The sequence below is a fragment of the Mesorhizobium sp. M1050 genome, assembly GCF_040318715.1.
Taxonomy (GTDB): Bacteria; Pseudomonadota; Alphaproteobacteria; order Rhizobiales; family Rhizobiaceae; genus Mesorhizobium.
Map to the genome: position 1 here is coordinate 1 of NZ_JAMYMV010000060.1, position 24,028 is coordinate 24,028.

The 24,028-nt window shown below is 63.8% G+C and carries 27 protein-coding genes; 10 read left to right on the plus strand and 17 right to left on the minus strand.

The window, feature by feature from the left end:
- Positions 1-168: 168 nt before the first annotated feature.
- The 7 genes from NKH57_RS25820 to NKH57_RS25850 form a co-directional block, all read right to left on the minus strand.
- A complete protein-coding gene (locus NKH57_RS25820) occupies positions 169-1,473 on the minus strand; it encodes a M24 family metallopeptidase (RefSeq protein WP_352733961.1) in 1,305 nt (434 codons plus the stop codon).
- A 267-nt stretch (positions 1,474-1,740) separates the two neighbouring features.
- Positions 1,741-2,706, minus strand: a complete 966-nt coding sequence (locus tag NKH57_RS25825) for a GlxA family transcriptional regulator (RefSeq protein ID WP_352948460.1) — start codon at positions 2,704-2,706, stop codon at positions 1,741-1,743.
- Positions 2,707-2,999: 293 nt separating this feature from the next.
- Entirely contained in the window at positions 3,000-4,205 is a 1,206-nt protein-coding gene (locus NKH57_RS25830; protein WP_352948463.1) for a trans-sulfuration enzyme family protein, read from the minus strand.
- Complete coding sequence (locus NKH57_RS25835; protein WP_352605904.1) at positions 4,202-5,623, minus strand: pyridoxal-phosphate dependent enzyme; 1,422 nt, start codon at positions 5,621-5,623, stop codon at positions 4,202-4,204. The genes NKH57_RS25830 and NKH57_RS25835 overlap by 4 nt, the downstream gene beginning before the upstream one ends.
- A gap of 180 nt (positions 5,624-5,803) precedes the next feature.
- Positions 5,804-7,138 (minus strand): FAD/NAD(P)-binding protein, encoded by a 1,335-nt coding sequence (locus tag NKH57_RS25840; protein WP_352948522.1) that lies wholly within the window; start codon positions 7,136-7,138, stop codon positions 5,804-5,806.
- Positions 7,139-7,169: 31 nt separating this feature from the next.
- Positions 7,170-7,643 carry an RrF2 family transcriptional regulator gene (locus NKH57_RS25845; RefSeq protein WP_023763085.1) on the minus strand — a complete coding sequence of 158 codons (474 nt, stop codon included), beginning with the start codon at positions 7,641-7,643 and terminating at the stop codon, positions 7,170-7,172.
- 147 nt (positions 7,644-7,790) lie between these two features.
- Positions 7,791-8,012 carry a hypothetical protein gene (locus NKH57_RS25850; RefSeq protein ID WP_352948466.1) on the minus strand — a complete coding sequence of 74 codons (222 nt, stop codon included), beginning with the start codon at positions 8,010-8,012 and terminating at the stop codon, positions 7,791-7,793.
- A 469-nt stretch (positions 8,013-8,481) separates the two neighbouring features.
- On the opposite strand from NKH57_RS25850, the gene tauA reads away from it, so the two are divergent.
- The 4 genes from tauA to NKH57_RS25870 all read left to right on the plus strand — a co-directional run bounded on the left by tauA (position 8,482) and on the right by NKH57_RS25870 (position 11,481).
- Positions 8,482-9,495 (plus strand): taurine ABC transporter substrate-binding protein, encoded by a 1,014-nt coding sequence (gene tauA, locus NKH57_RS25855; RefSeq protein ID WP_352948468.1) that lies wholly within the window; start codon positions 8,482-8,484, stop codon positions 9,493-9,495.
- A gap of 124 nt (positions 9,496-9,619) precedes the next feature.
- Positions 9,620-10,411 (plus strand): taurine ABC transporter ATP-binding protein, encoded by a 792-nt coding sequence (locus NKH57_RS25860; RefSeq protein WP_352948471.1) that lies wholly within the window; start codon positions 9,620-9,622, stop codon positions 10,409-10,411.
- Entirely contained in the window at positions 10,408-11,268 is an 861-nt protein-coding gene (locus tag NKH57_RS25865) for an ABC transporter permease subunit (protein ID WP_352948473.1), read from the plus strand. Before NKH57_RS25860 ends, NKH57_RS25865 begins: the two co-directional genes overlap by 4 nt.
- Positions 11,269-11,295: 27 nt before the next feature.
- Complete coding sequence (locus NKH57_RS25870) at positions 11,296-11,481, plus strand: hypothetical protein (RefSeq protein ID WP_352948476.1); 186 nt, start codon at positions 11,296-11,298, stop codon at positions 11,479-11,481.
- A gap of 234 nt (positions 11,482-11,715) precedes the next feature.
- Here the strand turns inward: NKH57_RS25870 and NKH57_RS25875 are convergent, their stop codons facing one another.
- Positions 11,716-11,901 (minus strand): hypothetical protein, encoded by a 186-nt coding sequence (locus NKH57_RS25875; protein WP_352948478.1) that lies wholly within the window; start codon positions 11,899-11,901, stop codon positions 11,716-11,718.
- 309 nt (positions 11,902-12,210) lie between these two features.
- Here NKH57_RS25875 and NKH57_RS25880 point away from each other — a divergent pair, with 309 nt between their 5' ends.
- From NKH57_RS25880 to NKH57_RS25895, 4 genes are all read left to right on the plus strand, one after another.
- Positions 12,211-12,570 (plus strand): septal ring lytic transglycosylase RlpA family protein, encoded by a 360-nt coding sequence (locus NKH57_RS25880; RefSeq protein ID WP_352733979.1) that lies wholly within the window; start codon positions 12,211-12,213, stop codon positions 12,568-12,570.
- A 233-nt stretch (positions 12,571-12,803) separates the two neighbouring features.
- Positions 12,804-14,081: a polyhydroxyalkanoate depolymerase gene (locus tag NKH57_RS25885; RefSeq protein ID WP_352948481.1), complete on the plus strand. Its 1,278-nt coding sequence runs from the start codon at positions 12,804-12,806 to the stop codon at positions 14,079-14,081.
- Positions 14,082-14,336: 255 nt separating this feature from the next.
- A complete protein-coding gene (locus NKH57_RS25890; RefSeq protein WP_031261456.1) occupies positions 14,337-14,954 on the plus strand; it encodes a transglutaminase-like cysteine peptidase in 618 nt (205 codons plus the stop codon).
- A gap of 381 nt (positions 14,955-15,335) precedes the next feature.
- Positions 15,336-15,572, plus strand: a complete 237-nt coding sequence (locus NKH57_RS25895) for a hypothetical protein (RefSeq protein ID WP_023763095.1) — start codon at positions 15,336-15,338, stop codon at positions 15,570-15,572.
- A gap of 108 nt (positions 15,573-15,680) precedes the next feature.
- Here the strand turns inward: NKH57_RS25895 and NKH57_RS25900 are convergent, their stop codons facing one another.
- Genes NKH57_RS25900 through NKH57_RS25915 form a run of 4 tightly spaced genes read right to left on the minus strand, consistent with a single transcriptional unit; the run spans position 15,681 to position 18,426 of the window.
- Positions 15,681-16,049: a helix-turn-helix domain-containing protein gene (locus NKH57_RS25900; RefSeq protein ID WP_352948485.1), complete on the minus strand. Its 369-nt coding sequence runs from the start codon at positions 16,047-16,049 to the stop codon at positions 15,681-15,683.
- Positions 16,046-16,576, minus strand: coding sequence for a Smr/MutS family protein (locus NKH57_RS25905; RefSeq protein WP_352948488.1), 531 nt, complete (start codon positions 16,574-16,576; stop codon positions 16,046-16,048). Before NKH57_RS25905 ends, NKH57_RS25900 begins: the two co-directional genes overlap by 4 nt.
- Positions 16,573-17,697 (minus strand): murein transglycosylase A, encoded by a 1,125-nt coding sequence (gene mltA / locus NKH57_RS25910; RefSeq protein ID WP_352948491.1) that lies wholly within the window; start codon positions 17,695-17,697, stop codon positions 16,573-16,575. The genes NKH57_RS25905 and mltA overlap by 4 nt, the downstream gene beginning before the upstream one ends.
- Positions 17,698-17,718: 21 nt before the next feature.
- On the minus strand, positions 17,719-18,426 hold the full coding sequence (locus NKH57_RS25915) for a Tim44/TimA family putative adaptor protein (RefSeq protein ID WP_023763099.1): 708 nt from the start codon (positions 18,424-18,426) through the stop codon (positions 17,719-17,721).
- A gap of 211 nt (positions 18,427-18,637) precedes the next feature.
- On the opposite strand from NKH57_RS25915, the gene NKH57_RS25920 reads away from it, so the two are divergent.
- Together NKH57_RS25920 and secB are read left to right on the plus strand one after the other, a co-directional pair.
- Entirely contained in the window at positions 18,638-19,138 is a 501-nt protein-coding gene (locus NKH57_RS25920; protein WP_023763100.1) for an FxsA family protein, read from the plus strand.
- Positions 19,139-19,269: 131 nt separating this feature from the next.
- Positions 19,270-19,770: a protein-export chaperone SecB gene (gene secB / locus NKH57_RS25925; protein ID WP_023763101.1), complete on the plus strand. Its 501-nt coding sequence runs from the start codon at positions 19,270-19,272 to the stop codon at positions 19,768-19,770.
- Positions 19,771-20,055: 285 nt separating this feature from the next.
- On the opposite strand, the gene dnaQ is transcribed toward secB, so the two are convergent.
- From dnaQ to NKH57_RS25950, 5 genes are all read right to left on the minus strand, one after another.
- Positions 20,056-20,760 carry a DNA polymerase III subunit epsilon gene (gene dnaQ, locus NKH57_RS25930; RefSeq protein ID WP_023763024.1) on the minus strand — a complete coding sequence of 235 codons (705 nt, stop codon included), beginning with the start codon at positions 20,758-20,760 and terminating at the stop codon, positions 20,056-20,058.
- Between the two features lie 74 nt (positions 20,761-20,834).
- On the minus strand, positions 20,835-21,431 hold the full coding sequence (gene coaE / locus NKH57_RS25935) for a dephospho-CoA kinase (protein ID WP_352733989.1): 597 nt from the start codon (positions 21,429-21,431) through the stop codon (positions 20,835-20,837).
- Positions 21,428-22,270 carry a shikimate dehydrogenase gene (locus tag NKH57_RS25940; RefSeq protein ID WP_352733991.1) on the minus strand — a complete coding sequence of 281 codons (843 nt, stop codon included), beginning with the start codon at positions 22,268-22,270 and terminating at the stop codon, positions 21,428-21,430. Before NKH57_RS25940 ends, coaE begins: the two co-directional genes overlap by 4 nt.
- Positions 22,263-22,862 carry a Maf-like protein gene (locus NKH57_RS25945; RefSeq protein ID WP_352733993.1) on the minus strand — a complete coding sequence of 200 codons (600 nt, stop codon included), beginning with the start codon at positions 22,860-22,862 and terminating at the stop codon, positions 22,263-22,265. Before NKH57_RS25945 ends, NKH57_RS25940 begins: the two co-directional genes overlap by 8 nt.
- Before the next feature lie 283 nt (positions 22,863-23,145).
- Complete coding sequence (locus NKH57_RS25950; protein ID WP_352948497.1) at positions 23,146-23,967, minus strand: pyruvate, water dikinase regulatory protein; 822 nt, start codon at positions 23,965-23,967, stop codon at positions 23,146-23,148.
- Positions 23,968-24,028 lie beyond the last annotated feature (61 nt).

A 24,028-nucleotide genomic window follows, 5' to 3' on the forward strand; every position in this document is an offset into this window, starting at 1 on the left:
ATCTCCCCCTCAAGGGGGGAGATCGGCCGTCGCGAATGCCATCGCCAATCACCAACGCTCCAGGAAAAAGCGCCGTAGGCGCCGCTGCCAATCTCCCCCCTTGAGGGGGAGATGTCCGGCAGGACAGAGGGGGGCGCCAGGTAACGAGGCGCTCATCGGCTGCCCGTATCAAACCTGCGTCTCCAGAAACTCGTCCTCATACGGGAAGCGCGACAGAAGCTCTGTACCGGTGTCGGTGATCAGGATCTCATCCTCCAACTTGACGCCCTCGCGGCCGCCCTTCTCGCCGATGTAGCTTTCCACGCTCACCACCATGCCTGGCACGATATGGCCGTCGCGGCCATAGGTTTCGTAGTCCATGGCATGCGCGATGAACGGTGTTTCGCCATGCATGCCGACGCCGTGCATGACCGAGGTGTAGCGCTGGTCGACGAAACGGTCCGGGATCTTCCAGGCTTTCTCGGCGATTTCGCGGAACGCCATGCCGGGTTTGACGATCGAAATGTTGTGCTGAACCTGGTCGTGCGCCATGCGGTAGAGCGACTTCTGGTAGGGCGTCGGCTTGCCCGGCCCGCAGCGGAAGGTGCGGGAAAAATCGGAATAATAGCCGTAGCAGCCGATCGTGTCGGTATCGAGCGCCAGCAACTCGCCGGGCCGGATCTTGCGGCCGCTGGCCTCGTTGAACCACGGATTGGTGCGCTGGCCGGAGGTGAGCAGCCGGGTCTCGATGAACTCGCCGCCCTGGCGGATGACCTCGCCATACATGATGGCGAACAAATCGTTTTCGGAAACGCCGGGCTTGATCGCCTCGCGCACCGCATAGACGGCGGCCTCGGCACCGGCCATCGACACCTGCAGGCATTTGACTTCCTCAGGCGTCTTGACGGCGCGCACCGCCAGGATTTCGCCCTGGCAATCGCGGACCTCGCAGCCGCGCTTTTCCAGGGCCAGCGCCTGCAGATGGCTGCAGCGGTCGAGGCCGAGCTTCATCGAGCCGCCGCCATGCTGCCTCAGGAGCTCGGCAATCTCGTCGGCGAACGGGCCGGCGGTCTCGTCGTCGCGGCCCGACACCGACGACCACACGAGCTTGGAAGGGCGCGCCTCGTCGATCGTGTCGAGCACCATCGAGACATGGTAGCTCTGCGGGTATTCGAACAGCACGATCGGCCCGTCGGTGGGGATAAAGAAATAGCGCGTCGAGTTGCGCAAGAAATAGCCGAACATGTTGCGCGAGCCGGTGGCGTAGCGCTGGTTGTAGGGGTCGAACAACACCACGCCGCCATAGCCGGCCTCGCGCATCCAGCCGCGCAGTTTTGCCAGCCGGCCTTTTCGCAAAGCATCGGCGTCGATGAAGGACGGCTCGGTGTCCGACAGCCACATGCCGCCCGCCGGATCGGCCGCCGCCGGGTGGCGCATGCGGTCCTTGAAGTCCACGTCCTCGGTGCTGTCGGGGTCGAATACGACGATGCTCATGGGGGTACGGCCTTGGCTGGTTGCGAGGGTAGACCATGAGGCAAGAGGGGCAAGGGGATTGTGCGGAAAACCGCAGGTGTTGTGCGGGATGCCGCAGGAGCCTGCAACGTATGGCGTTGCCCCCTCACCCAGCCTCCGCTTCGCTCGGCTGACCTCTCCCCGAGGGGAGAGGAGACTTGCAGCGTCGGCGCCAGTCTCTTCTCCCCAGCGGGGAGAAGGTGGCCCGAAGGGCCGGATGAGGGGGTCTACCCTCATAAAGCGCCACCCCTAATGCCTCCTCGCCAATTTCGGCGGATGCCCATGCTCCTCGCGGAAAGCCCGGGCAAAGCTCGACATCGAGGCAAAGCCGCAGGCCAGCGCCACGTCGCGTACGGCGAGCGTCGAGTGCGCCAGGAGGTCGGCGGCGCGCTTCAGCCGCAAGCGCCGGTAGTAGCCATTGGGCGAAATGGCGAGTTCGGAGCGAAAGCTGCGCTCGAGCTTGTCGGAGGAGACGCCGAGCTTCGCGGTCAGCTCGGCCATGCCGAGCCGCTCTTCGACCGCATCCTCCATGATGGCGATGGCCGACAGCACCAGTTCGTTCTGCACGCCTGTGCGCAGCCGCAGCGGCATCATCTTGCGGTCGATGCTGGAGCGCAGCTGGCTGTGCACGAACCATTCGGCGACACCAGCGGCAAGCTCGGCGCCGTAGTCGCGGGTGATGATCTCCAGCATCATGTCGAGGCTGCCGACGCCGCCGGCCGACGTAAAACGCTTGCGGTCGATGACATAGAGGTCGCGCCTGAGCTCGATGTTGGGAAACGCCTCGGTGAAGGCGGCCTGGCTGGTCCAGTGCAAGGTGCAGGCATGGCCGTCGAGCAGGCCGGCCCGCGCCAGGAAGAACGCCGCATCCGCCACCGCGCCGATATGGGCGCCGTTGCGCAGGCTCTTGCGGATCCAGCTCGCGGCGTCCTCGGCAACGAGGTGATCGGCATCGCCGCCCGAGCAGACGACGATGCGGTCGACCTTCGGCGCGTCCTCGGCATAGAAGCCCGGCTGGATGACGACGCCATTCGAAGCCTCGACCGGGCCTTTTGTCCCGCCGACGATGATCCAGCGATAGCACGGCCGTTTCGCCAGGACATTGGCGGCGCGCAGCGGCTCGATGACCGAGCTGAACGCCATCATCGGAAAGCCGGGAAAGACCAGCACCGCGAAGGTGAGGGGTATTTCGGTGGGTGGAGCGTGCGTGGCCATGGGGCGCTACACTTCGGGCAGATGCGGGTCGGGGTCAACGGCAATTGGCGAGCTGTGGTTTAATCTTGCCCGTCGCGCGGCGAAGAGACCTGTCAGATGTCGGCGGGACAGCACCCCCCCTCTGGCCTGCCGGCCATCTCCCCCGCAAGGAGGGAGATTGGCAGTTTCAATGTCGCCGCTCGTCTTGCAACGTTAGGGGGAGATGTCCGGCTGGACAGAGGGGGTGTGAAGGATCGCTACAGAAACAAGTTTACCCTGCGCCGTAGCATCTTCCTCGCCGCGACATCAGGCCGCTAACCCCTGAGCGCCTGATCCAGATCCGCGATCAGATCATCGCCATCCTCGATGCCCGCCGACAGCCGCACCAGCGAATCCGAAATGCCGATCTCGTCGCGCTTCTCGGCGGGGATCGAGCCGTGCGTCATCAGCGCCGGGTGCTCGATCAGGCTCTCCACCCCGCCGAGGCTTTCGGCCAGCGTAAACAGCTGCGTGCGTTCGAGGAACCTTTTGGTGCCGGCAAGGTCGCGGTCGAGCACCGCTGAAATCATGCCGCCGAAGGCATGCATCTGCCTGACAGCGATCTCATTCTGCGGGTGGCTGGCGAGGCCGGGATAGATAACGCGGCGCACGTCGCGGCGCGCTTCCAGCCATTGCGCGATCTTGAGGCCGTTGGCGGAATGACGCTCCATCCTGAGCGCCAGCGTCTTGAGGCCGCGCAGCGCCAGAAAGCTGTCGAACGGGCCTGAAATGGCACCGATGGCGTTCTGCAGGAATTTCAGCTGGGTGGCCAAATCCTTGTTGTCGCCGACCACGGCGACGCCGCCGACCATGTCGGAATGGCCGTTGAGATATTTCGTCGTCGAGTGGACCACGATGTCGATGCCGAGTTCGAGCGGCCGCTGAATATAGGGGCTGCAAAACGTGTTGTCGGCGACCGTGAGAACCCCCTTGCGTCTGGCTAGCGCAGCGACACCTTCGAGGTCGACGATGCGCAGCAGCGGGTTGGTCGGCGTCTCGACCCAGAGCATTCTTGTTTCGGGGCGGATCGCGGCTTCCACCGCGGCGAGGTCGGTGAAATCGACGAAGCTGACCTGCAGATTGGCCGAGCGTTTGCGCACCCGCTCCATCAGGCGGAAGGAGCCACCATAGATGTCGTCGGTGGCGACGATATGGGCGCCGGAATCGAGCAGCTCCAACACGGTGGCGATCGCCGCCAGTCCCGAAGCAAAGGCGAAGGCGGCCGAGCCGCTTTCGAGATCGGCCACGGCCCGCTCGAAGGCAAAGCGCGTCGGGTTCTGGCTGCGGGCATATTCGAAGCCCTTGTGAACGCCGGGCGACTGCTGGCCATAGGTCGAGGTGGCATAGATCGGCACCATCACCGCGCCGGTCAGCGGATCGTGGCTCTGGCCGCCATGGATGGTGCGCGTCGAAAAGGCGAGGCGGTTCTTGCCCGATGAAGATGGGCCCGCTGAAGATGGGCCGGATATGCTGCTGGTCATCGTGCGCGCCTCAGATGGTTGATCAGGTCGATGCGGGTAATCAGGCCGATGAACTCGTCGCCGTCGAAGATGATGGCGACCTCGTTGCGGTCGAATACCGGCAACAGCGCATCCAGCGTCTGGCTGGCCTGCAGCGTGTGCAAATTGGAGGTCATCGCCGTGCGCACCGGACCGTTGAAGCGCTCCCAGCGGCCGTCATAGGGGCCGTCGACCTTGGCCAGGATGTCACTTTCGTCGACGATGCCGACGAGCTTGCCATTGTCGAGCACCGGCAGCTGCGAAACATCGGAGCGGCGCATGCGGCCATAGGCGTTGAGCAGGCTTTCGTCCGGGCCGACATAGACAGTGTCGCCGGTGCGGTGCGAGCGCATCACCAGGTCGCGCAGATCGCCATGTTGCTCGTGCTCGGCCAAGCCCTGCTCGGCCAGCCAGAAATCGTCGAACACTTTCGACAGATATTTGTTGCCGCTATCGCAGACGAAGGTGACGACCCGCTTGGCAGAGGTCTGCTCGCGGCAATAGCGCAGGGCCGCCGACAGCAGCGTGCCTGAGGACGAGCCGGCCAGGATGCCTTCCTTGGACAGGAGGTCGCGCACGGCCAGCATGCTCTGCTTGTCGGGAATGGAGTACGCCTTTTTGACCAGCGACAAATCGGCATTGGGCGGCACGAAATCCTCGCCGATGCCTTCCACGGTCCAGCTGCCGGCCGCTTCCATCTTGCCGGTCTTGATCAGCGGCGCCAGCACAGAGCCGACCGGATCGGCCAGCACCATCTCGGTCTTCGGCGAGACCTCGGCGAAGTAGCGGCCGAGCCCGGTCAGCGTGCCGCCCGAGCCGACGCCGACCACCACCGCGTCGACGTCGCCATCGAGCTGCGAAAAAATCTCCGGACCGGTGGTGGTTTCATGCGCCAGCGGGTTGGCCGGGTTGGCGAACTGGTTGGCATAGAAGGCGCCGGGCACTTCCGCCGCGATCTTCTCGGCCATGTCCTGGTAATATTCGGGATGCCCCTTGCCGACATCCGAGCGCGTCATGCGCACCTCGGCGCCGAGCGCACGCAGATGCTGGATTTTCTCGCGCGACATCTTGTCGGGCACCACCAGCACGATGCGGTAGCCTTTGGGGATGCCGACCTGGGCAAGGCCGAGGCCGGTATTGCCGGCGGTCGCCTCGACGATGGTACCGCCGCGCCGGAGCTTGCCCTCTCTCTCGGCGGCGGCGATCATCGACAGCGCGATGCGGTCCTTGATCGAGCCGCCGGGATTCTGGCTTTCGAGTTTGATGAACAGCCGGCATTTGCCGGTGTCGAACTTGGTCAGCTCGACCACCGGCGTCTGGCCGATCAGGTCGAGAACCGACTTATAGGGCGGACGCAGGCGCGACAACGCGTCGGCTGCGGCGATCTTGTGCTCGCTCATATCGATGCTCCATGACCAAGCGACCGCCTCGGGGCAGAGCGGTAGCGTGTCCTCTTTTCCAGCCCTTTGCTCTCGGAAAGAAGATAGATCGTGCCAATCAACCGGCCAGATGCGGAATGAAATTCCGGTCTGGCATCGCCGCTGCGCAAGTCGCTGCAAGGTCGCGCGACAGCGCCGATTTCAGCCCAACAGCTGCTTGCTCAACCTCGCACACTGGACGCGGATATCCGGGATGGCGTCGATCTCGAAGAAGGTGCCGCGCGTCAGCGGGCCGACGGCTAGGATCTTGTCGGACACGCTGCCGTCGCCGGCGATGATCTCGCAATTGGCCGACACGTCGAGGCCGATGCGCAGCGGGTCAGGCCGTGCCAGGCCGCGATCGACCAGCGAGCGCACGACGCTGTTCGACGAGGTCGAGATGTCCCTGACGATACCTGAGCAATCATAGATCCGGGCGACTTCGAATGTCTCGAGGCGCTGCTTGTGGCGCGACTGGATCTGGACGGCAAATTCGCCATTCTTGGCGATGTCGACGACGCGGCCGGCGACCAGGCGGATGCGGCCGGATTGCACGGCCTGCGTCACCTGCGCATAGACCTCGGGCGCCATGCGATGGCGATGGATGTCCCACCAGGCCTTGGTATGCTCGACAAAGCGGCGCTTGGCGGAAGCCGGCCAATTCTGCCAGATCTTCTGGTTGAACGGCCGCAGGCCGTCGACGACGTCGCGCCAGTCGATCCCGGCCTTCTGGTTTTCCCTGATCAGGTCGCGGAACCAGCCGACGAAGTAGGACAATTGGGTGCCGAGCGGAATGTCGGCGACGTCGAGCTTGATCGGATTGCCCTTGCGATGCGGCGAGGGAAGCAGGCCGCGCCTGGACACCGCGATGATGTCGCCGCGGTGTCCGCGCTGCTCCAGCCCCAGGAACGCGTCGACCATGCTGAGGCCGGTGCCAAGCACCATGACGCTCCTGTCGGGGGCAAGTGCGGTATCGGCTTCCGAACCCATCCTGATGGCATGCCCTTGTGCCGGCTCCTCGTCATGGCCGGTGGCCAGCACGGCCAGATGCGCAACGACGCTGGTGCCATTGGCCAGCGCGACCTCGACACCGGAAGCGGTGGGCGTGATCGACAGGCTTTCCTCGTGGATCAGACGCAGGCGGCCGCTCTGCTTTTCGCGCGCTTCCAGATCGTCGAGCAACTCGCCGAGATAACGGGCATAGATGCTGCGCGGCGCGTAGACCGGCGCCTGGTCCGGTCTTGCCAGGCCGCGCTCCAGCAGCCAGCGCCAGAAATTGCCGGGATCGTCGGCATAGGCGCTCATGCCGGCGGCGCTGACATTGAGCACATGCGCCGACAGCAGCGTCGAATAGGCGATGCCCTGGCCGAAATGCGGGCGCTTTTCGATCAGCGTGACGCGCAGGTCGGGATTGGGCGATTTCAGCAGATGCGCGGCCAGCACGACGCCACTGGCGCCACCGCCGACGACGATGATCGAGTTGGCGCGCCCGGTCATAAGCATGCCCGCAATATGCGCGGCGCCAGTGTCAGGCCTGGACCTTCACGCCGACCGCCAGGTCCACTTCGCTCGCGACCGGAAGGTCGTCGAGGGCGATGTCGCGCATTTCGGCGAGGCTGCGCTGATCGAGCACCTCGGCGATCGCCTGCCGGACCTCGAGCATCAGATGTCGGACTTGGCATGTCGCCTCGTTGCAATCTTCACAGCGCTGGTACTGGGTGCGGCTGGCGCAAGGAATAGGCGCCAGCGGCCCATCGAGGACGCGCACGACATGGCCGACCTTGATCTCGTCGGCGGGGCGCGCCAGGCGGTAGCCGCCATCCTTGCCCTTGCGACTCTGGACGAAGCCGGCATTGCGCAGCTCGCCCAGGATGGCGTCGAGAAACTTCTTCGGGATGTTGTTGCCGGTGGCGATGTCGTTGACGAAGGCGAGCTGTCCGGCCGGCAATCGCGCGAGGTGGACGAGCGCCTTGAGGCCGTACTTACCTTTTTTGGTGAGCATGAAATCAAAATTTCTCTGTCATGCGACGGCATGGAACCGTCGGTTGCGCAACGCCCGGCACGCGTCCCCGCCGCGTCCAGACTGCCATGAGACATAAATTCTAGTGACATGATGTACAAGCCGAGAAATGTTGATTTTGCTTCGTTTTCAAGCCGCTGCGGCCGTTTTAGCCTTACTTTGTGCCCTCGAAAGCACAAAAATGCCCTTTGAGAGCGGCGGAATGGCAAACGGTCCTCCAGGGCCGGATGTGGTCGGCGAAAGTCGATTCATATCGCTGACGATCATGGTGACGTGGTTGTCGCTCATCGCCGAATCCAACCCTCTCATGTCGATAAGAATACTATACTTAGCTTCGAACTCGCGGAACATGTTTTCGAAATCGAGGCCTGTTTGGGGTATGGATTTGCCTGATGTGGGTTGATGGGGGAATTTAGGTTCGTGATCGGCGGCGCAGAATTTGAGAGGCCGGCGGGACGGTACCCCCCTCTGTCCTGCCGGACATCTCCCCCGCAAGGAGGGAGATCGGCTGTCAGCCCGGCTTTCGCCAATCTCCAGCGTTGCAAGAGGAGCGGAGCGCCGAAGCTGCCAATCTCCCCCCTTGCGGGGGAGATGTCCGGCAGGGCAGAGGGGGGTGCTGTCCCGCCGGCATTAAAAAGGTTCGCCCTGTCGCGACGCCTGATGTTTGCCCGCCGCAGCCGCCCTATCCGCTTCGCCACCCCGCACCGACAGCTTTTTTCTAACAAGCCCGCCTTGGTTGGAAGGATTTAACTCTACAAGAACGATAGAATTAGCTGACTATCATGGGGCATTCCGGTTTTTCTCTTTTCAGGAGCCCTTCATGTCCACCATTTCGCGACGCATTGTTCTGCTCTCGTCGGCAGCACTTGCCGGTGCCGCCTTCCTCGGCCCGGCCTTTGCCGACGACCTCAAGATCACCATCGGCTACCAGACGGTGGTCGAGCCCTCGAAGGTGCCGCAGGCCGACGGCGCCTATGAAAAGGCGACCAAGGCCACCATCGACTGGCGCAAGTTCGATTCCGGCGCCGATGTCATCGCCGCGGTCGCATCCGGCTCAGTCGATATCGGCTATGTCGGCTCGAGCCCCCTGGCGGCGGCGGCAAGCCGCGAGCTGCCGATCCAGACCATCTTCGTCGTCGGCCTGATCGGGCAATCCGAGGCGCTGGTGGCGCGCAACGGCGCCGGCATCGAGAAGGTCGCCGACCTTGCCGGCAAGAAGGTCGCCGTGCCTTTCGTCTCGACGACGCATTACAGCCTGCTCGCGGCGTTGAAGCACGAGGGCGTCGATCCGAAATCGGTCGAGATCCTCAACCTGCGGCCACCCGAAATCGCCGCCGCCTTTTCGCGCGGCGACATCGACGCGGCCTATGTCTGGGATCCGGCGCTCGGCCAGATCAAGACCAGCGGCAAGGTGGTGCTGGATTCCTCGCAGGTCGCGGCCTGGGGCGCGCCGACCTTCGACGCCTGGATCGTGCGCACCGACTTTGCCGAAAAGAACCCGGAAGCGGTGCGCGACTTCGTCAAGGTGACGGGTGCGGCCTATTCCGAATTCCTCGCCAAGCCGGATGCGTGGTCGGTATCGTCGCCACAGGCGGCCGCGATCGCCAAGCTCACCGGCGCCAAGCTGGAAGAGGTGCCGCAGTTGCTCAAGGGCTATGTCTTCCCGACGCTGGAAGAGCAGGCTTCAGACAAATTCCTCGGCGGCGGAACAGTCAAGGCGATCGAAGCCGCGTCTGCCTTCCTCAAGGAGCAAGGCAAGATCGACGCCGTGCTGCCGGACTATTCGAAATACGTGTCGTCGAAATATGTCACCGAGGCGCTGGCCTCGAACTGAGGGCCTGACGCCAGACGAACGCGCGCGGATCTTCTTCCCTGACGCCGCGTGCTGCCTGCCCCGGAACCGCCGACGAAGAGCGGTTCCGAGGCAGTTGAATTTCCTTCAAATCTGCGAGGCAGCCATGCCGCATCTCGTGCTCGATCCCCATCTCGCGCTGGACAAGGTCTCGATCCACTATGACGGCCAGCCGGCACCTGCCGTCGAACGAGTTTCGATCGATATCGCCAAGGGCGACTTCGTCGTGCTTGTCGGCCGCTCCGGCTGCGGCAAGACCTCGCTGCTCAACGTCGCCGCCGGCCTGGTCGTGCCGGCGCGTGGGCGTGCCTCCATCAACGGCAGGCCGATCACCGCGCCAGGCTCGGACCGGGCGGTGGTGTTCCAGAACGATGCGCTGTTTCCGTGGCTGACCGCGCGCGAGAACGTTGCCTTCGCGCTGCGGCTGCGTGGCATCAAGCCAGCCGAGCGGGCGCGCCGCGCCGATGAATTGCTTGAGCTGGTGAAGCTCACCGATGCCGGCGACAAGCACATCTGGGAGCTTTCCGGCGGCATGCGCCAGCGCGTCGGCCTGGCGCGCGCCTTGGCCGCCGAACCCGAATTCCTGCTGCTCGACGAACCGCTCGGCGCCCTCGATGCAATGACGCGCGAACGTATGCAGACGACGCTGCTCGATCTGTGGACGGCAAGCGATGTCGGCGTGCTGATGGTGACACACGGCATCGAGGAAGCGCTGGTGCTCGCCACCCGCATCGTCGTGCTGGCGCCCGGCCCGGGCCGCGTGGTGCGGAGCTTCGAGCCCGGTTTCTCCAGGCGCTACGCGTCTGGCGAGGCCATTCGCACCATCAAGGCCGATCCGGCTTTTGCCGCGGCTCGAGGCGAACTGACCGATGCGATCTTCGAAGGAGAGGCGGCATGACCGTTTCCTCCTACACGGAACGGCCGGCACACAAGATCGACGAGGCCGACGGCCTTTCGGTGCCGTGGTCGCGGCCAAGCCCGAAGCGCAATGGCATTTCCGCGCGCGCGGTCAGCGCTGTGACCATCCTTGTGGTGCTGGCGCTGTGGGCGCTGTCGGCCCGCCTGCAACTGGTGTCGCCTGTGTTCCTGCCCTCGCCGATCGCGGTATGGAACAAGTTCATCGTCGTCGCTCGCGACGGCTTCGTCGATGCGACGCTGCCGCAGCATGCGGTCGCCAGCCTGGGTCGGGTCTTTGCCGCGCTGGTCGCCGCCATTCTCGTCGGCGTGCCGGTTGGTCTCGCCATCGGCATCAGTACCATTGGGCGCGGCATCTTCGATCCGCTGCTGGAATTCCTGCGGCCGGTCCCGCCGCTTGCCTATCTGCCGCTGGTCATCATCTGGTTCGGCATTGGCGAGCCGTCGAAGATCCTGGTCATCGCCATTGCTATGCTGGCGCCTATCGCGCTGTCGACCGCCTCGGGCGTTCGCGGCGTCTCGCAGGAGCGCGTCAACGCGGCGCGCTCGCTTGGCGCGACACGAGGACAGGTGGTCCGCCACGTCATCCTGCCCAGCGCGCTGCCCGCGATCCTGACCGGACTGCGCATCGCGCTCGGCGCCGGCTGGTCGACGCTGGTCGCCGCCGAACTGGTCGCGGCGACGCGCGGCCTCGGCTTCATGATCCAGTCGGCCGCCCAGTTCCTCGTCACCGACGTGGTGGTGATGGGCATATTGGTGATCGCGGCCATCGCCTTCGTGCTCGAATTCACCATCCGCAGGATCGAGCGCGTGCTTGTCCCGTGGGCGGGACGGGAGTGATCGGAACCGGAAGAGCAGGAGAGAGTGATGACGCATTCCACCGCCGTGCTGTTCGCCCAGGTCCGCAACGGGCTTCTCGCCTTGACCAGGGACAAACAGTCGCTTGAACAGCAACCGAAATCGCCGGCGCCGGTGCGCTGGGACGTCGAGCGCGACCGGCTGCCGCCGCGCGACGAAAGTTTTTACTGGGCCTGGCAATACTGGTCGCAGTGAGGGGGCAGCGCACCAACGCAGCGATGGAGATGAGCGGCGATCCTTCGCGCCCCCCTCTGCCCTGCCGGGCATCTCCCCCTCTAGCGGGGAGATTAGCAGCTTCGGCCTCGCTGCCCTTCTTTCGATGATGGAGATTGGCGAAAGCAGTGATGACGGGCAATCTCCCCACTAGAGGGGGAGATGTCCGGCAGGACAGAGGGGGGCGCCACAGATCGCCAGCGCTCGTTCTGCAGCTCACACCCGTGATCGGTTCGCCCACACCAGCCCCACCAGCCCGACCAGCACGGTGACGAGACCGATATAGAGCCATTGCGATTGGCCGGTCATGAAGCTGCCGCCGATTGCGCCGATGCCTTGCAGTGCCCACAGCGCGCCGATGGCAAGCACAATCAACGCCAGCAGATTTTTGGCTAGTCTCATTGCCGAATCTCCCTTTTGAAGTCGATCGAGTACGCCGCTACGGCCGCGATGAAAGAGCCAAAGGAAGTGGCTCGACCGCTTCAACTTCTACTTGGATATCTATGCTCGATCATGTCAAACAAATCCCGGATACCGGCACGAAGATCATCAGGAATTGATCATCGCGCGCCGGAAAGTCCCTGACAGACTGTTACCCAGCGACTCCAAACGTGTGCCGTCGCCACGGAACCGACAGATGATTGCCGCATTTCCTGCCTTATTTGGCTCCTAACGGCTGGGGTCTGTGAAAAACGGAGCCATCCCCCAAATATGAAGAACTCGAAACAGACCGCGCTTGTCGCGGTAACGATCGTTGCTGGCCTGTTGGTCGGCGCGTCTTCGGCAACCGCCGCCGCACAGTGCGGCCGTGCCTCTTGGTACGCCCTGCACTCCAAGACCGCCTCGGGAGAGCGGATGAACCCGTCGGCAATGACCGCCGCTCACCGCACTTTGCCCTTCGGCACCAAGCTCAGGGTCACCAACAAGAACAACGGCCGCAGCGTCATCGTGCGCATCAACGATCGCGGACCGTTCATCAGAGGTCGCGTGCTCGACCTGTCGAAGGGTGCGGCCGGCGAACTCGGCTTCATCGGCTCCGGTCATACCGCCGTGTGCATGGCGCGCGTCTGATTAAGGCTCGGGTCCGGCTCGGATCGGACCCGCTGATACCGGCGTCTTCGCAGCCGCACACTGAGCCGGCTCGCGCCGTTCAGGGCCGATTTTCAAAGCCTTGAACCAAAGAAGCATTCGTCACGCCACGTGACGTATTGCATCGCAGCAATTAGTTGTTAACTTCGCCGCGAGACATTTAAGGCTCGGCGCTGCTCGTCGTTCCTTCGGTCGCAGCAGCAGCGGGGTTCTCGATGTTCTACCAGCTCTATGAAATGAACCACGCCGCCATGCAGCCGGCGCGCCTCTATGCCGATGCGGTGCGCCTGCTCTACACCAATCCGCTCAATCCGTTTTCCCACACGCACTGGGGCCGTTCGGTCGCGGCGACGGCCGAATTGTTCGAGCGCACCACGCGCCGCTACGGCAAGCCTACCTTCGGCCTGGACAAGACCGTGGTCGACTGGAAGAGCGTCGATGTTAGCGAGAAGACGGTCTGGTCTCGGCCGTTCTGCAATCTCGTTCGCTTCGAACGCTCCGTTCCCGCCGGGCGCAAGCCCGATCCAAAGCTTCTTATCGTGGCGCCGATGTCGGGCCACTATGCGACACTGCTGCGCGGCACGGTGGAAGCCATGCTGCCCCATGCCGACGTGCACATCACCGACTGGGTCGATGCCCGAATGGTGCCGCTGGCCGACGGCAGTTTCGATCTCGATGATTATATCGACCACATCATAGACATGCTGCATGCGCTGGGCCCCGACACGCATGTGATGGCGGTTTGCCAGCCTTCAGTGCCGGTGCTGGCCGCCGTGGCGCTGATGGAAACCAAGGGCGATCCCTTCGTGCCGTCGACGATGACCCTGATGGGCGGGCCGATCGACACCCGCCGCAATCCGACCGCGGTCAATCTGCTGGCGCAGGAAAAGGGCATCGACTGGTTCCGCGACAATGTCATAATGACCGCGCCTTGGCCGGTGCCGGCCTTCGGCCGCGAGGTCTATCCGGGCTTCCTGCAGCTGTCCGGCTTCATGAGCATGAACCTCGACCGCCACATCATCGCCCACAAGGACTTCTTCATGCACCTGGTGAAGCATGACGGCGACAATGCCGAGAAGCACCGCGACTTCTACGACGAATATCTGGCAGTCATGGACCTGACGGCGGAGTTCTACCTGCAGACCGTCGACACCGTCTTCGTGCGACAGGCCTTGCCCAAGGGCGAGATGACGCATCGCGGCACCAGGATCGACCCGTCTGATATCCGCAATGTCGCGCTGTTCACTGTCGAGGGCGAGAACGATGATATTTCCGGCCTTGGCCAGACCAAGGCGGCGCATGATTTGTGCCCCAACATCCCCGCTGAACGGCATGCCCACTATATGCAGCCAGCGGTCGGCCATTACGGCGTGTTCAACGGCTCGCGCTTCCGCTCCGAAATCGTGCCGCGCATCGTCGATTTCATCACCAGCTATGGCCGCCAGAACCGCGTTGCGGTGAAGCCGAAGCTGGTTCGTACCGCCAAAAGCTAATCCATGTCGCGCAAAGGCATGCCCATGGGCGTGACCCGAGGTCGCAGTGGTTTTGGGCCAAAACATACATAAAACAAGGCCTGGAGGCGACCATTCGGGCGATTCGGCCGGCAAAAACCGCAGGCGATTCTGTTGCACAAGTGCCGCCGTCCAGCCCCTCGGGTAACCATGCCGACAATCCGACCGTCGTCGTAATTGACATGGACTGTAAATCCCCCTTAACCTTTCGTTAATAACAAAGGGTGAGCGGGGACAATGATTTCCTCATCAGTGGCGCGAAGGCTGCGCGTGTACGCGGCGGCCGGTCTGGCAGTAACGGGATGCTGGATGGCACCGGCTTTGGCGGCCGGAGCGATGGCGACCGGGGGCCTCACCTCGCAGCCGATCGGCCACTATGATTTCTGCAAGCTGCATCCGAGCGAATGCTCGATCCACCCGACCGATCTCGCGCCGGCCCCGATGACCGACGGGCTGATGCGCAAGCTTCTCAACGTCACCGCCAGGGTCAACGCCGCCGTCAAGCCGATGAGCGACATGGACATTTACGGCAAGGACGAGGTCTGGGCCTATCCTGACAAGGGCGTCGGCGATTGCGAAGACTACGTGCTGGAGAAGCGGCGCCAGCTTTCGCGTATGAGCATCTCGCTTGCCGATCTTCTGATCACCGTCGTGCGCAAGCCCGACGGCGAGGGCCACGCGGTGCTGACGGTGCGCACCGACATGGGCGACTATGTGCTCGATAATCTGACCGACAAGGTCAAGCCATGGGACGCGACCGGTTACCGCTTCCTCAAACGACAGGCGATCGACAACACCGGCCGCTGGGTCTCGATCCGCGGTGGCCAGCAGGTGCTTGTCGGCGCGGTCCAGTAGCCGACAGTCGTGACGCAGCCTCCCCGCTTCGTCATCCTAGGGCGAAGCAAGGAGCGAAGCGAAGCGGCGCAGACCCTAGGATACATGCCGTGAGGCCGATGAAGAACAAGCCGCGTAGAATAAAGGCTCTGTTCCGTAGCGATCCTTCCCAACCACCTGTATGAGCAAGGTTCCGCACTGCCGCGGCGCTCGTAACTCGCGGCATGTCCCTTGGGCTGCGGAGCAGCTCCAGGGGTCTGCGCGTCCGCTTCGCTCCCGCTCCGCCCGTGGATGACGAACACGGGGGAGACCGCCGAGCAAATTTTCACATCCCTCCGTGAACCATTCCGTCCCGGCCGACGACACACAGCCGTGAACCGAACCCAACCATGGAGACTTCAAATGACTGCCTTTCTGCGCAACACCTTTCTCGCCGCCATCGCCGTGTCGGGCCTGGCCGGATCCGCTTTGGCCGATCAGACCATTCCAGGCTGCGCCAACAGCAAACTCAATAACCTGTGGAGCGGCCGCTGTTGCGGCATCGGCACATCGGACTGCCTAGGCGGCGAAAAAGGTAACCACGAGCATCACGACAAAGGTGGCCGGGGAAACAATGGCGGCACGGCCGGCAAGAAATGATCTCAGACAGTTGCCCGCTGGCGGATCGCCGGCGGGCATCTCTTTACGTCAGGCGAAACGCTTTCGCGGGAAAATCGCCAAGGTGCGCCTCCGGCGCAGATCGCGAAGCTACGGCCGCCGACCCAGCGCCGTGCGGATCGATGCGGTGATGCGGCGAAGCTCCGCTTCGTCGAGCTTCTCGATGTTCTCGGCCAGCAGATTGGCCAGTTCGGTGGCGGCGGGGGAAAGACCGGACGTATCGAGCTTCACGCGCGGATGCGAGGCTTCGGCCAGCCGCGCCAGCTCCTCGGCGTCGTCCCAGATGACGTTGAAATAGCCGATGATCTTCTGGATCAGCGTCCAGGTCGGCGCCCCGCGCCTGCCATGCTCGAGCGCCGACAGATAGGCGGCACTGACGCCGATCGCCGCCGCCATGTCCTTCTGGCTGACGCCGCGTTCGCTTCTCAGCGCCCGTAGCTTCTCGCCGAACGGGGTCATGAACGCGCCCTCCGCAGTCGGATATAAAGCGCGCCCGAACCGCCATGGTTGCGGGCGGCGTGGTCGTGGCTGGAGACCAGCGGGCGGAAAGCAGGCGTCGACAGCCAGGCCGGCACGGCGCGCCGCAACACGCCGTCGCCGCCGGAGGATGATCCCTTGCCGGTGATCACCAGGACATAGCGGATGCCGCCGGCGTGCGCCCGGTGCAGGAACGAAAACAGCAGCGAATAGGCCTCGTCCTGGGTCAGGCCATGCAGATCGACGCGGCCCTCGATCGGCAGCCGGCCCTTCGACAGCTTGTCCAGCGTCGGCTCGTCGAGCGCATGCGCGACATGCTGAGTCTTCGGCTTTGCCACGCCGGGCGGGTTGGCAGCGGCCGGCGCAGCTTGCGGCGGTGTCGATCTGGCGTCATTGGCGATGTCGGGAATATCGACGGCGATCCTGCCCTTTAGCGGTTTGGCCGTCCTCGCCACCAGGTTCCACAGAACGCGGTCGTCTTCGCTGAGTTTGTCCGGCCGGCGGATCATCGATTCGACCCTGAAACGAGCGAGCGCGGCACCAGTGCATAAAAATCCGCCGCATTGCGGACCACGCCGGCGATTTCGCCGGCCGCATCGCCTGAACCGGCGAACAGGTCACCGCGCGCGGGCCCGGTGATTGCCGAACCGGTGTCCTGCGCGATCATCAGGCGCCGGAACGGTCTTGCGTCGAACGCCGTGAGCGACGGTGCGTCGATGTAGAACGGCGTGCCGAAAGTGTGCAGCAGGCGGTCGACGGCAATCGATCGTCCCGGCGTCAGCGGCACCTTGGCAGCGGCAATCGGACCAAGGGCAGCGTCATCGACATCGGCCTCGCGGAAGAAGATGTAGGAGCGGTTCCGCCACAGGATCTCGTCGACGCGACCCGGATGCGCCCTGAACCAGGCGCGGATCGACTGCATCGTCACCTCCGCCGGCGGGATTTCTCCCAGTTCGCTCAATAGCTTGCCGGGTCCGGTGAAGCGCTGGCCGGATTTGGCGGCATAGGTGACGCGGACAAGCCGGCCGTCGGTCATGTTCAGTCGGGCCGCGCCTTGCACATGAATGAAGAAGGCGTCGACCTTGCCGGCCAGCCAGGCGATTTCCAGGCCCCTGCCGTCAAGCGCCCCGCGCTCGATCTCGCCGCGATCAGGATATTCGACCAATCCGTCCCCGGTCTGGCGGGCAAATGCTAGGTAGGAATCCAATCCGAGCGGCCGGTTGCTGTCGTCGATGTCAATAAGATCGGCCGGGCGCGACAGCAGCGGCACCGAAAACCGCTCCGTTCGCACCGGCGACGCTTCGACCACGGGCTCGTAAAAGCCGGTGACGAGGCCGGCGCCACCGTTCTGGGCGGGGATATCCATGGGCAAGAAATGGCGCTCGAAGAAAGCCCGGGCTTCCTTTCGATCCAGAAATGGCGACCGATTCGCCGGCGAAATGGTGCGAGCCTCGGCGTAGGCATTGGTGAAGGCATCAAAATTGATGCCGAGCGCACCGCTGCGATACGGTTTGGTCAGGACGTGAAAGGCCGAGCGGCGAAAGGCGGCGAAGGCCGCCAGATGGTCGTCATCGTTCCAGCCCGGGAGATCGGCAAAAGATTTTCCGACAAAGAGTGGCGCTAGCGACACCGGAGCCTCGCCGCGTGTTCCCTAGTCTTCTTCCTCGGTGGCGACGAGCTTCCAGTTGGGATCGCGCGAGCGGGTGTCGCGAGCGAAGGTCCAGACGTCCTTGACCTCGGCCACGGTTTCCGGGTCGCCGTCGATGACGGCGCCCGCCTTGTCGCGAGTCGCCGAAATCAATTCGCTGATGATGCGCAGCGTGACATGCGCCTCGCCGCCCTTCATCTCGGCCGAGACGATGTCGGCCTTGTCGATCCCGACGAAAGACGACTGGATCTTTTCCGCCTTGGCCTCGCGCTCGCCGATGGCAGAGACAAAGCCGTCAAAGACCTCGCGCGACAACAGGTTCTTCAGCGTTTTGCGGTCGCCGTCGGCATAGGCCATGACGATCATCTCATAGGCCATCTTGGCGCCGTCGACGAAACTCTTCGGCTCGAAGGACGGGTCGTTGTCCTTGATGGAGCGCAGACCCTTGTTCAAGTCGGTGTCGGGCTTGGCAAAGGCGTCGATCGCCGCATAGGTGTCGCCCGCGGGCTCGCCCGGCAGACGCTTGCGCGGCAGCGAGACGACGTTCTCGGATTTCTGGGCGGCATCCTTGTCGCCGCTGCGGGCCGCCGTATAGGGATCGAAGGGCGGCCGTTCGCTGCCGGTGCGACGGCCCAGCACATTGCGCAGCTGGAAAAAGATGACCACCGCCGCAATCAGGAAGAAAATCGTGCCGAAGTCGAAGAAACCCATATCTTCCGCCAATCAATCCCTGCCCTGTGGCCGGACCGTCAGGCCCAATGGCCGCGGTCGCATAGCGTTCAACATTCAAAGCATATAGAACGCAAGGCGCAATCATTCAAATCAAAGGCAGGCATACCTATCTAACGGCCTCAGTGCCAGCGGCGATTGCTCGCCGCCGAAACAATCGAACGGTCAAAACGATCTAAAAGGTTGCCAAGACTTGCGCATTTCATTCCTTCCGCTTTTTGTCCTGGCGCTTCCGCTGCTGGAAATCGCCGGCTTCGTCGTCGTCGGTCGCCAGGTCGGCGCTTTGGCGACGGTCGGCCTGGTGCTGGCGTCGAGCATTGCCGGCGCGCTGCTGCTCAGGCATCAGGGTTTCGGCGTCATGACGCGTATCCGCGCCGAAATGGACGCCGGCCGCGATCCGAGCCGGCAACTCGCGCATGGCGCCATGATCGTGCTGGCGGCGATCCTGTTGATCATCCCCGGCTTCATCACGGACATTATCGGCCTGCTGCTGTTCCTGCCGCCGGTCCGCGATCTCGCCTGGCGAGCGTTGAAAGGCCGCGTCGTGCTGGCCACCAGTTTCTCGACCGGCGGTTTCCGCGGCCGGCAGCGCGACAAGACCATCGACCTCGAGGATGGCGATTATTCGCGCGAAGACGACTTCAAGCGCGGACCGGACCATAACTCGCCCTGGCGCCGGCTCAAGGACGATTGAAGCCGTCCCTGGCGTTATCCCCGGAACGGAGAAGCAAGGCGGCAAACCTTGTCTTGTCATCCCTGCCATGGTAGCGAACGCCCGATTTCAATTCGGTCAGCGACGCTGCCCAGGCAAGAGGACGAAGGCTTATGGCCAGCAAAGATGACGCGCCGGTCGGCGCAGCCAACGGAAACGGCAATGCGGCGCAGCCGTCGCTCAACGTTCTGGCGCAGTATGTGAAGGACCTTTCCTTCGAGAGCCCCGGCGCGCCGAATTCGCTGCGCGGCCGCGACAAGGCGCCCGGCATCGCCATCAACGTCAACGTCAACGCCAACCCGCTCTCCGACAAGCAGTTCGACGTCAATTTGACGCTGAACGCCAAGGCGTCCTTCGACCAGGAAGTCCTGTTCAATGTCGAGCTGGTCTATGGCGGCGTGTTCGCCATCGCAGGCTTCCCTCAGGAACACATGCTGCCGATCCTGTTCATCGAATGCCCGCGCCTCCTGTTCCCGTTCGCCCGCCAGATCATCGCCGAGGCAACCCGCAATGGTGGCTTCCCGCCGCTGATGCTCGACCCGATCGACTTCGCGCAGATGTTCCAGCAGAAGCTGGCCGAGGACCAGGCGGCGTCGAAGGTCAAGGTGAGCTGAGGCCTGCCTGCCACCGATTGTGAAAAGCCCGGCCTCGCGCCGGGTTTTTTGTTGAAGGCTGGCGGGACAACCGAGGCGTCGGAGGGACAGCACCCCCCTCTGTCCTGCCGGACATCTCCCCCGCAAGGGGGGAGATTGGCAGCTTCAGCATCGGTGCTCACTTTACAACGTCAATGATTGGCGAAAGCAGAAGCGACATCCGATCTCCCCCCTTGCGGGGGAGATGTCCGGCAGGACAGAGGGGGGTGTGAAGGATCGCCGCGAACGGCATTGGTCCCGTCTTGCTTAGCCAGCCGCAACCTTCAGCCACAGCGCCTTCTCGCCCAACGTCGCGACCATGCCGGCGTGCGCGGCGCGCTCGGCTTCGGTCAGGCGGAGCGGCAAGGATGCCGGGCGCTGGCTGATGATGATCTCGATCTGGCGGACGTTCTCGCGGCCTTGCGCCGGCGCGGTGGCGCTGTCGAGGATGAGGGCTGCCTGCTTGCCGCCGATCAGCTCGATATAGACCTCGGCCAGCAATTCGGAATCGAGCAGGGCGCCGTGCTTGGTACGCTTTGTGTTGTCGATGCCATAGCGCCGGCAGAGCGCGTCGAGCGAATTGGGGCCCATCGGATGCTTGCGGCGCGCCAGCGCCAGCGTGTCGACGACAACACCGTTGTCGATGAGGGGATGACCGAGACGGCCGAATTCGACATTGAGGAAGCCGACATCGAAGGTGGCGTTGTGGGCGACCAGCTTGGCGCCTTCGGTGAAGTCCAGCCATTCCTGCGCAATCTCAGCGAAGGTCGGCTTGCCCGCGAGGTCCGCGGCGCTGATGCCGTGCACGGCCTGCGCCTCGGCGTGGATCGCACGTCCTTGCGGGTTGATATAGTGGTGGAAGGTCTTTCCGGTCGGAAAGCGGTTGACCAGCTCGACGCCGCCAAGCTCGATCACGCGGTCGTCGCGCGAATCGAGGCCGGTGGTTTCGGTGTCGAAAATAATCTCACGCATCGAATCAGTCGCTCCAAAGGAGCAGAATCGTGAGACCGGAACAAAATGGCAATGGGTATGCTGACGCGGTGGTGTCAGGAGTGCACCTTATCCCCGGAGAGTTCGGCAATGATGGCAGCCACGGCCGCGCGGGCGGAGCCCAATCCCTGGCCGGTATCGACGACGAAGTCAGCCAACTTGCGTTTTTCCGCATCCGGCACCTGCCTGGCCAGGATCGAATCCAGTTTTTCCTCGGTCATATCAGGCCGCGCCAGAACGCGTTCTCGCTGGATTTCGGCTGGCGCGGTGACGACGACGACCTTGTCGACGCGGTCGCGGCCGCCGGTTTCGAACAGCAGCGGAATGTCGAGGACGGCAATCGGCGCGCCGGCGGCACGATGACGCGCCAGAAAGGCATCGGCGTCTGCGCGCACCAGCGGATGGATGATCGCTTCCAGCCGCTTCAGCGCGGCGGCGTCACCGAGAACACGCGCGCCAAGCTTTGCCCGATCGACCACGCCGGCGGATGTGGTGCCGGGAAAGGCCGCCTCGACCAGGGGCGCGGCCTTGCCGGCATAGAGGCGATGCACCGCCTCGTCGGAATCATGGACCGGCACACCGGCCTCGGCGAACATCTTTGCCGTGGTCGACTTGCCCATGCCGATCGAGCCGGTGAGGCCGAGCACGATCATGGCTTCGGCACCAGATCAGCTTCGATGAGCGCGCGCAGTTCAGCCGTGACCTGCGGCCTGATGCCGAACCAGCGCTCGAAGCCGGGCACCGCCTGATGCAGCAGCATGCCGAGCCCGTCGACCGTCTTGAGGTTTCGCGCGCGGGACGCCGCAAGCAGCGGTGTCTCCAGCGGCACATAGACGATGTCGGTGACGATGGCGTGGTCGGGCAGCAAAGCGGGATCGGCGGACAGGCCTTCATTGCCGTGCATGCCGAGTGCGGTGGTGTTGACCAGCAGCCCGGCATCGGCAAGCAGTTCACCGGTCGCCGCCATGCCATGCGCCGAAACGCCGGCGCCGAAACGATCGCGCAATTCCATAGCCCGGCCGAGCGTGCGGTTGACGATGCGGATGTCGGCAACGCCACGCTGCTTCAGTGCATGGATGACGGCGCGGGACGCGCCGCCGGCACCGAGCACGACTGCCGGGCCGTTGCTCGCCCAGCCCGGCGCATGTTCGTCGAGGTTAGCGGCAAAGCCGTGCGCATCGGTGTTGCCGCCCCACAAGATGCCGTCCTCGAACCACAGCGTGTTGACGGCGCCGATCTCTTGCGCCGCCTGGTCGCGGTTGTCGGCCAGCGCGAAAGCCGCCTCCTTATGCGGGATGGTGACGTTGCCGCCGCTATAGCCGTTGGCCTGCAGCGTCTTCACGAACGCGGCAAAGCTTTCCGGCGCGACATCGATCGCCTCATAGCTGCCGCCGATGCCATGCTTGGCCAGCCAATATCCGTGGATCTTCGGCGAGCGCGAATGCTTGATCGGGTGGCCGGTAACGAAGGCCTTCCTTGTCGCCTCAACCATCGATCGCTCCGAGCGTGCGCAGTTCGGCCAGCAGCGGCAGCAGCGGCAGGCCGACAATGGTGAAATGGTCGCCCTCGATCTTGTCGAACAGCTGGATGCCTTCGCCTTCGATCTGGTAGGCGCCGACGCTTCCCAGCGCCTTGGCACCGACGCGGGCGAGATGGCGGCCGATGAAGGCTGGGTCGAGCTTGCGCATGGTCATCGAGGCGATGCCGACATGTCGCCACAGCACCGCGCCGTCGCGGACCAGCACGGCGGCGCTGTTCAACTGATGGGTCTTGCCAGACAGCGCCAGTAAATGACGGCGCGCGCCTTCCCTATCAGCCGGCTTGTGGAACACCTCGTCGCCGAGCGACAGCGTCTGGTCGCAGCCCAGCACCAGGGCGCCCGGCCTGCGCTCGCTGACTTCGGTGGCCTTGGCCTCGGCCAGCACCAGGGCGACATCCTCGGGCGAGACCCCGCTGTCCTGCAAAGGCGCCTCGAGCGCCCGCTCGTCGATTTCAGCCGGAATCGCCTCGACGTCGACACCGGCATTGACCAGCATCGCCTTGCGGAACGGACTGCCTGAAGCGAGGATGATTTTCTCGGTCATTTTCTTTCGCCCGGTTGATCGTCGTTGACCGCCGCAGTGCACAGGGTTGCCAAAGGTTGGCGGGACAGCGCCCCCCTCTGTCCTGCCGGACATCTCCCCCTCAAGGGGGGAGATTGGATGTAGGTTCGGCTTTCGCCAATTTTTAACGTTGAACAAAAGGTGCGGCCCGTGAAGCTGCCAATCTCCCCCCTTGAGGGGGAGATGCCCAGCAGGGCAGAGGGGGGCGCGAAGGATCGCGACGTTTCAGACACTATCTCAAGCCTGTGGTTGCGCACGGCTCCAACTATCTATTCTTCCCTCTCAGGGCAACGATCGCAGCCGCCGTTTCCTCTATCGAGCGGCGGCTGACATCGATCATCGGCCAGCCATGGCGCGTGCAAATCTGGCGGGCGTAGGCGAGTTCTTCGCTGATGGCGGCGCGGTCGATATAGTCTGACGCCTCGTAGGAACTACTGTTGCCGAGGAGGCGATTTTGCCGGACATGCGAGATGCGCTCGGCAGTGGCGATCAGCCCGACGATCAGCGGTGTCTTGGCACTGACCAGGCTTTCCGGCACCGGCACGCCGAGCACGATCGGAATGTTGGCGGTCTTGATGCCGCGGTTGGCGAGATAGATGCTGGTCGGCGTCTTCGAGGTGCGCGAGATGCCGATCAGCACGACATCGGCATCGTCCATATTGAGCGGCAACTGGCCGTCATCATGGTCCATGGTGAAATTGAGCGCGTCGATGCGGCGGAAATATTCGGCGTCAAGAACATGCTGGGCGCCGACGCGCCGGCCGGCCGGCGTGCCGAGATAGGACTGGAACACGGTCAACACCGGCTCCAGCACCGACACACAGGGCAGGCCCATCGTCGCGCAGCGCTCGTCGATGCCGCGCGCCAGCTTCTGGTCGACGACCGTATAGAGGATGATGCCGGGCTCTTCCTCGATGTCCTCGAACACTTTCGCCACCTGCTTTTCGGTGCGGATGAGCGGATAGATGTGCTCGATGGCGCGCGCATCCTTGTATTGCGCCGAAGCCGCCCGGCCGGCGGCGAGCAGCGTTTCGCCGGTCGCATCGGAAATCAGGTGCAGATGGAAGAAGCTTTGGGGTTTGTTCACAGGGGGTCACCTGGGGCTGTGGGCTTCTGTGGATAGAGCGGGATGAAAAGACGGGTCGGTC

Bases quoted from the DNA above. Each gene is read 5' to 3' on its own strand.
- NKH57_RS25830 (WP_352948463.1), bottom strand. From the start codon at position 4,205: ATGACCAGCAGCATATCCGGCCCATCTTCAGCGGGCCCATCTTCATCG.
- NKH57_RS25835 (WP_352605904.1), bottom strand. From the start codon at position 5,623: ATGAGCGAGCACAAGATCGCCGCAGCCGACGCGTTGTCGCGCCTGCGT.
- NKH57_RS25900 (WP_352948485.1), bottom strand. From the start codon at position 16,049: ATGACCCCGTTCGGCGAGAAGCTACGGGCGCTGAGAAGCGAACGCGGC.
- coaE (WP_352733989.1), bottom strand. From the start codon at position 21,431: ATGATCGTGCTCGGCCTCACCGGCTCGATCGGCATGGGCAAGTCGACC.
- NKH57_RS25870 (WP_352948476.1), top strand. From the start codon at position 11,296: ATGACGCATTCCACCGCCGTGCTGTTCGCCCAGGTCCGCAACGGGCTT.
- NKH57_RS25850 (WP_352948466.1), bottom strand. From the start codon at position 8,012: ATGTTCCGCGAGTTCGAAGCTAAGTATAGTATTCTTATCGACATGAGA.
- NKH57_RS25840 (WP_352948522.1), bottom strand. From the start codon at position 7,138: ATGACCGGGCGCGCCAACTCGATCATCGTCGTCGGCGGTGGCGCCAGT.
- NKH57_RS25945 (WP_352733993.1), bottom strand. From the start codon at position 22,862: ATGACCGAGAAAATCATCCTCGCTTCAGGCAGTCCGTTCCGCAAGGCG.
- NKH57_RS25905 (WP_352948488.1), bottom strand. From the start codon at position 16,576: ATGATCCGCCGGCCGGACAAACTCAGCGAAGACGACCGCGTTCTGTGG.
- NKH57_RS25825 (WP_352948460.1), bottom strand. From the start codon at position 2,706: ATGGCCACGCACGCTCCACCCACCGAAATACCCCTCACCTTCGCGGTG.
- NKH57_RS25880 (WP_352733979.1), top strand. From the start codon at position 12,211: ATGAAGAACTCGAAACAGACCGCGCTTGTCGCGGTAACGATCGTTGCT.
- NKH57_RS25860 (WP_352948471.1), top strand. From the start codon at position 9,620: ATGCCGCATCTCGTGCTCGATCCCCATCTCGCGCTGGACAAGGTCTCG.
- NKH57_RS25940 (WP_352733991.1), bottom strand. From the start codon at position 22,270: ATGGTTGAGGCGACAAGGAAGGCCTTCGTTACCGGCCACCCGATCAAG.
- NKH57_RS25865 (WP_352948473.1), top strand. From the start codon at position 10,408: ATGACCGTTTCCTCCTACACGGAACGGCCGGCACACAAGATCGACGAG.
- secB (WP_023763101.1), top strand. From the start codon at position 19,270: ATGGCCAGCAAAGATGACGCGCCGGTCGGCGCAGCCAACGGAAACGGC.
- NKH57_RS25915 (WP_023763099.1), bottom strand. From the start codon at position 18,426: ATGGGTTTCTTCGACTTCGGCACGATTTTCTTCCTGATTGCGGCGGTG.
- tauA (WP_352948468.1), top strand. From the start codon at position 8,482: ATGTCCACCATTTCGCGACGCATTGTTCTGCTCTCGTCGGCAGCACTT.
- NKH57_RS25895 (WP_023763095.1), top strand. From the start codon at position 15,336: ATGACTGCCTTTCTGCGCAACACCTTTCTCGCCGCCATCGCCGTGTCG.
- NKH57_RS25845 (WP_023763085.1), bottom strand. From the start codon at position 7,643: ATGCTCACCAAAAAAGGTAAGTACGGCCTCAAGGCGCTCGTCCACCTC.
- NKH57_RS25820 (WP_352733961.1), bottom strand. From the start codon at position 1,473: ATGAGCATCGTCGTATTCGACCCCGACAGCACCGAGGACGTGGACTTC.
- dnaQ (WP_023763024.1), bottom strand. From the start codon at position 20,760: ATGCGTGAGATTATTTTCGACACCGAAACCACCGGCCTCGATTCGCGC.
- NKH57_RS25875 (WP_352948478.1), bottom strand. From the start codon at position 11,901: ATGAGACTAGCCAAAAATCTGCTGGCGTTGATTGTGCTTGCCATCGGC.
- NKH57_RS25890 (WP_031261456.1), top strand. From the start codon at position 14,337: ATGATTTCCTCATCAGTGGCGCGAAGGCTGCGCGTGTACGCGGCGGCC.
- NKH57_RS25885 (WP_352948481.1), top strand. From the start codon at position 12,804: ATGTTCTACCAGCTCTATGAAATGAACCACGCCGCCATGCAGCCGGCG.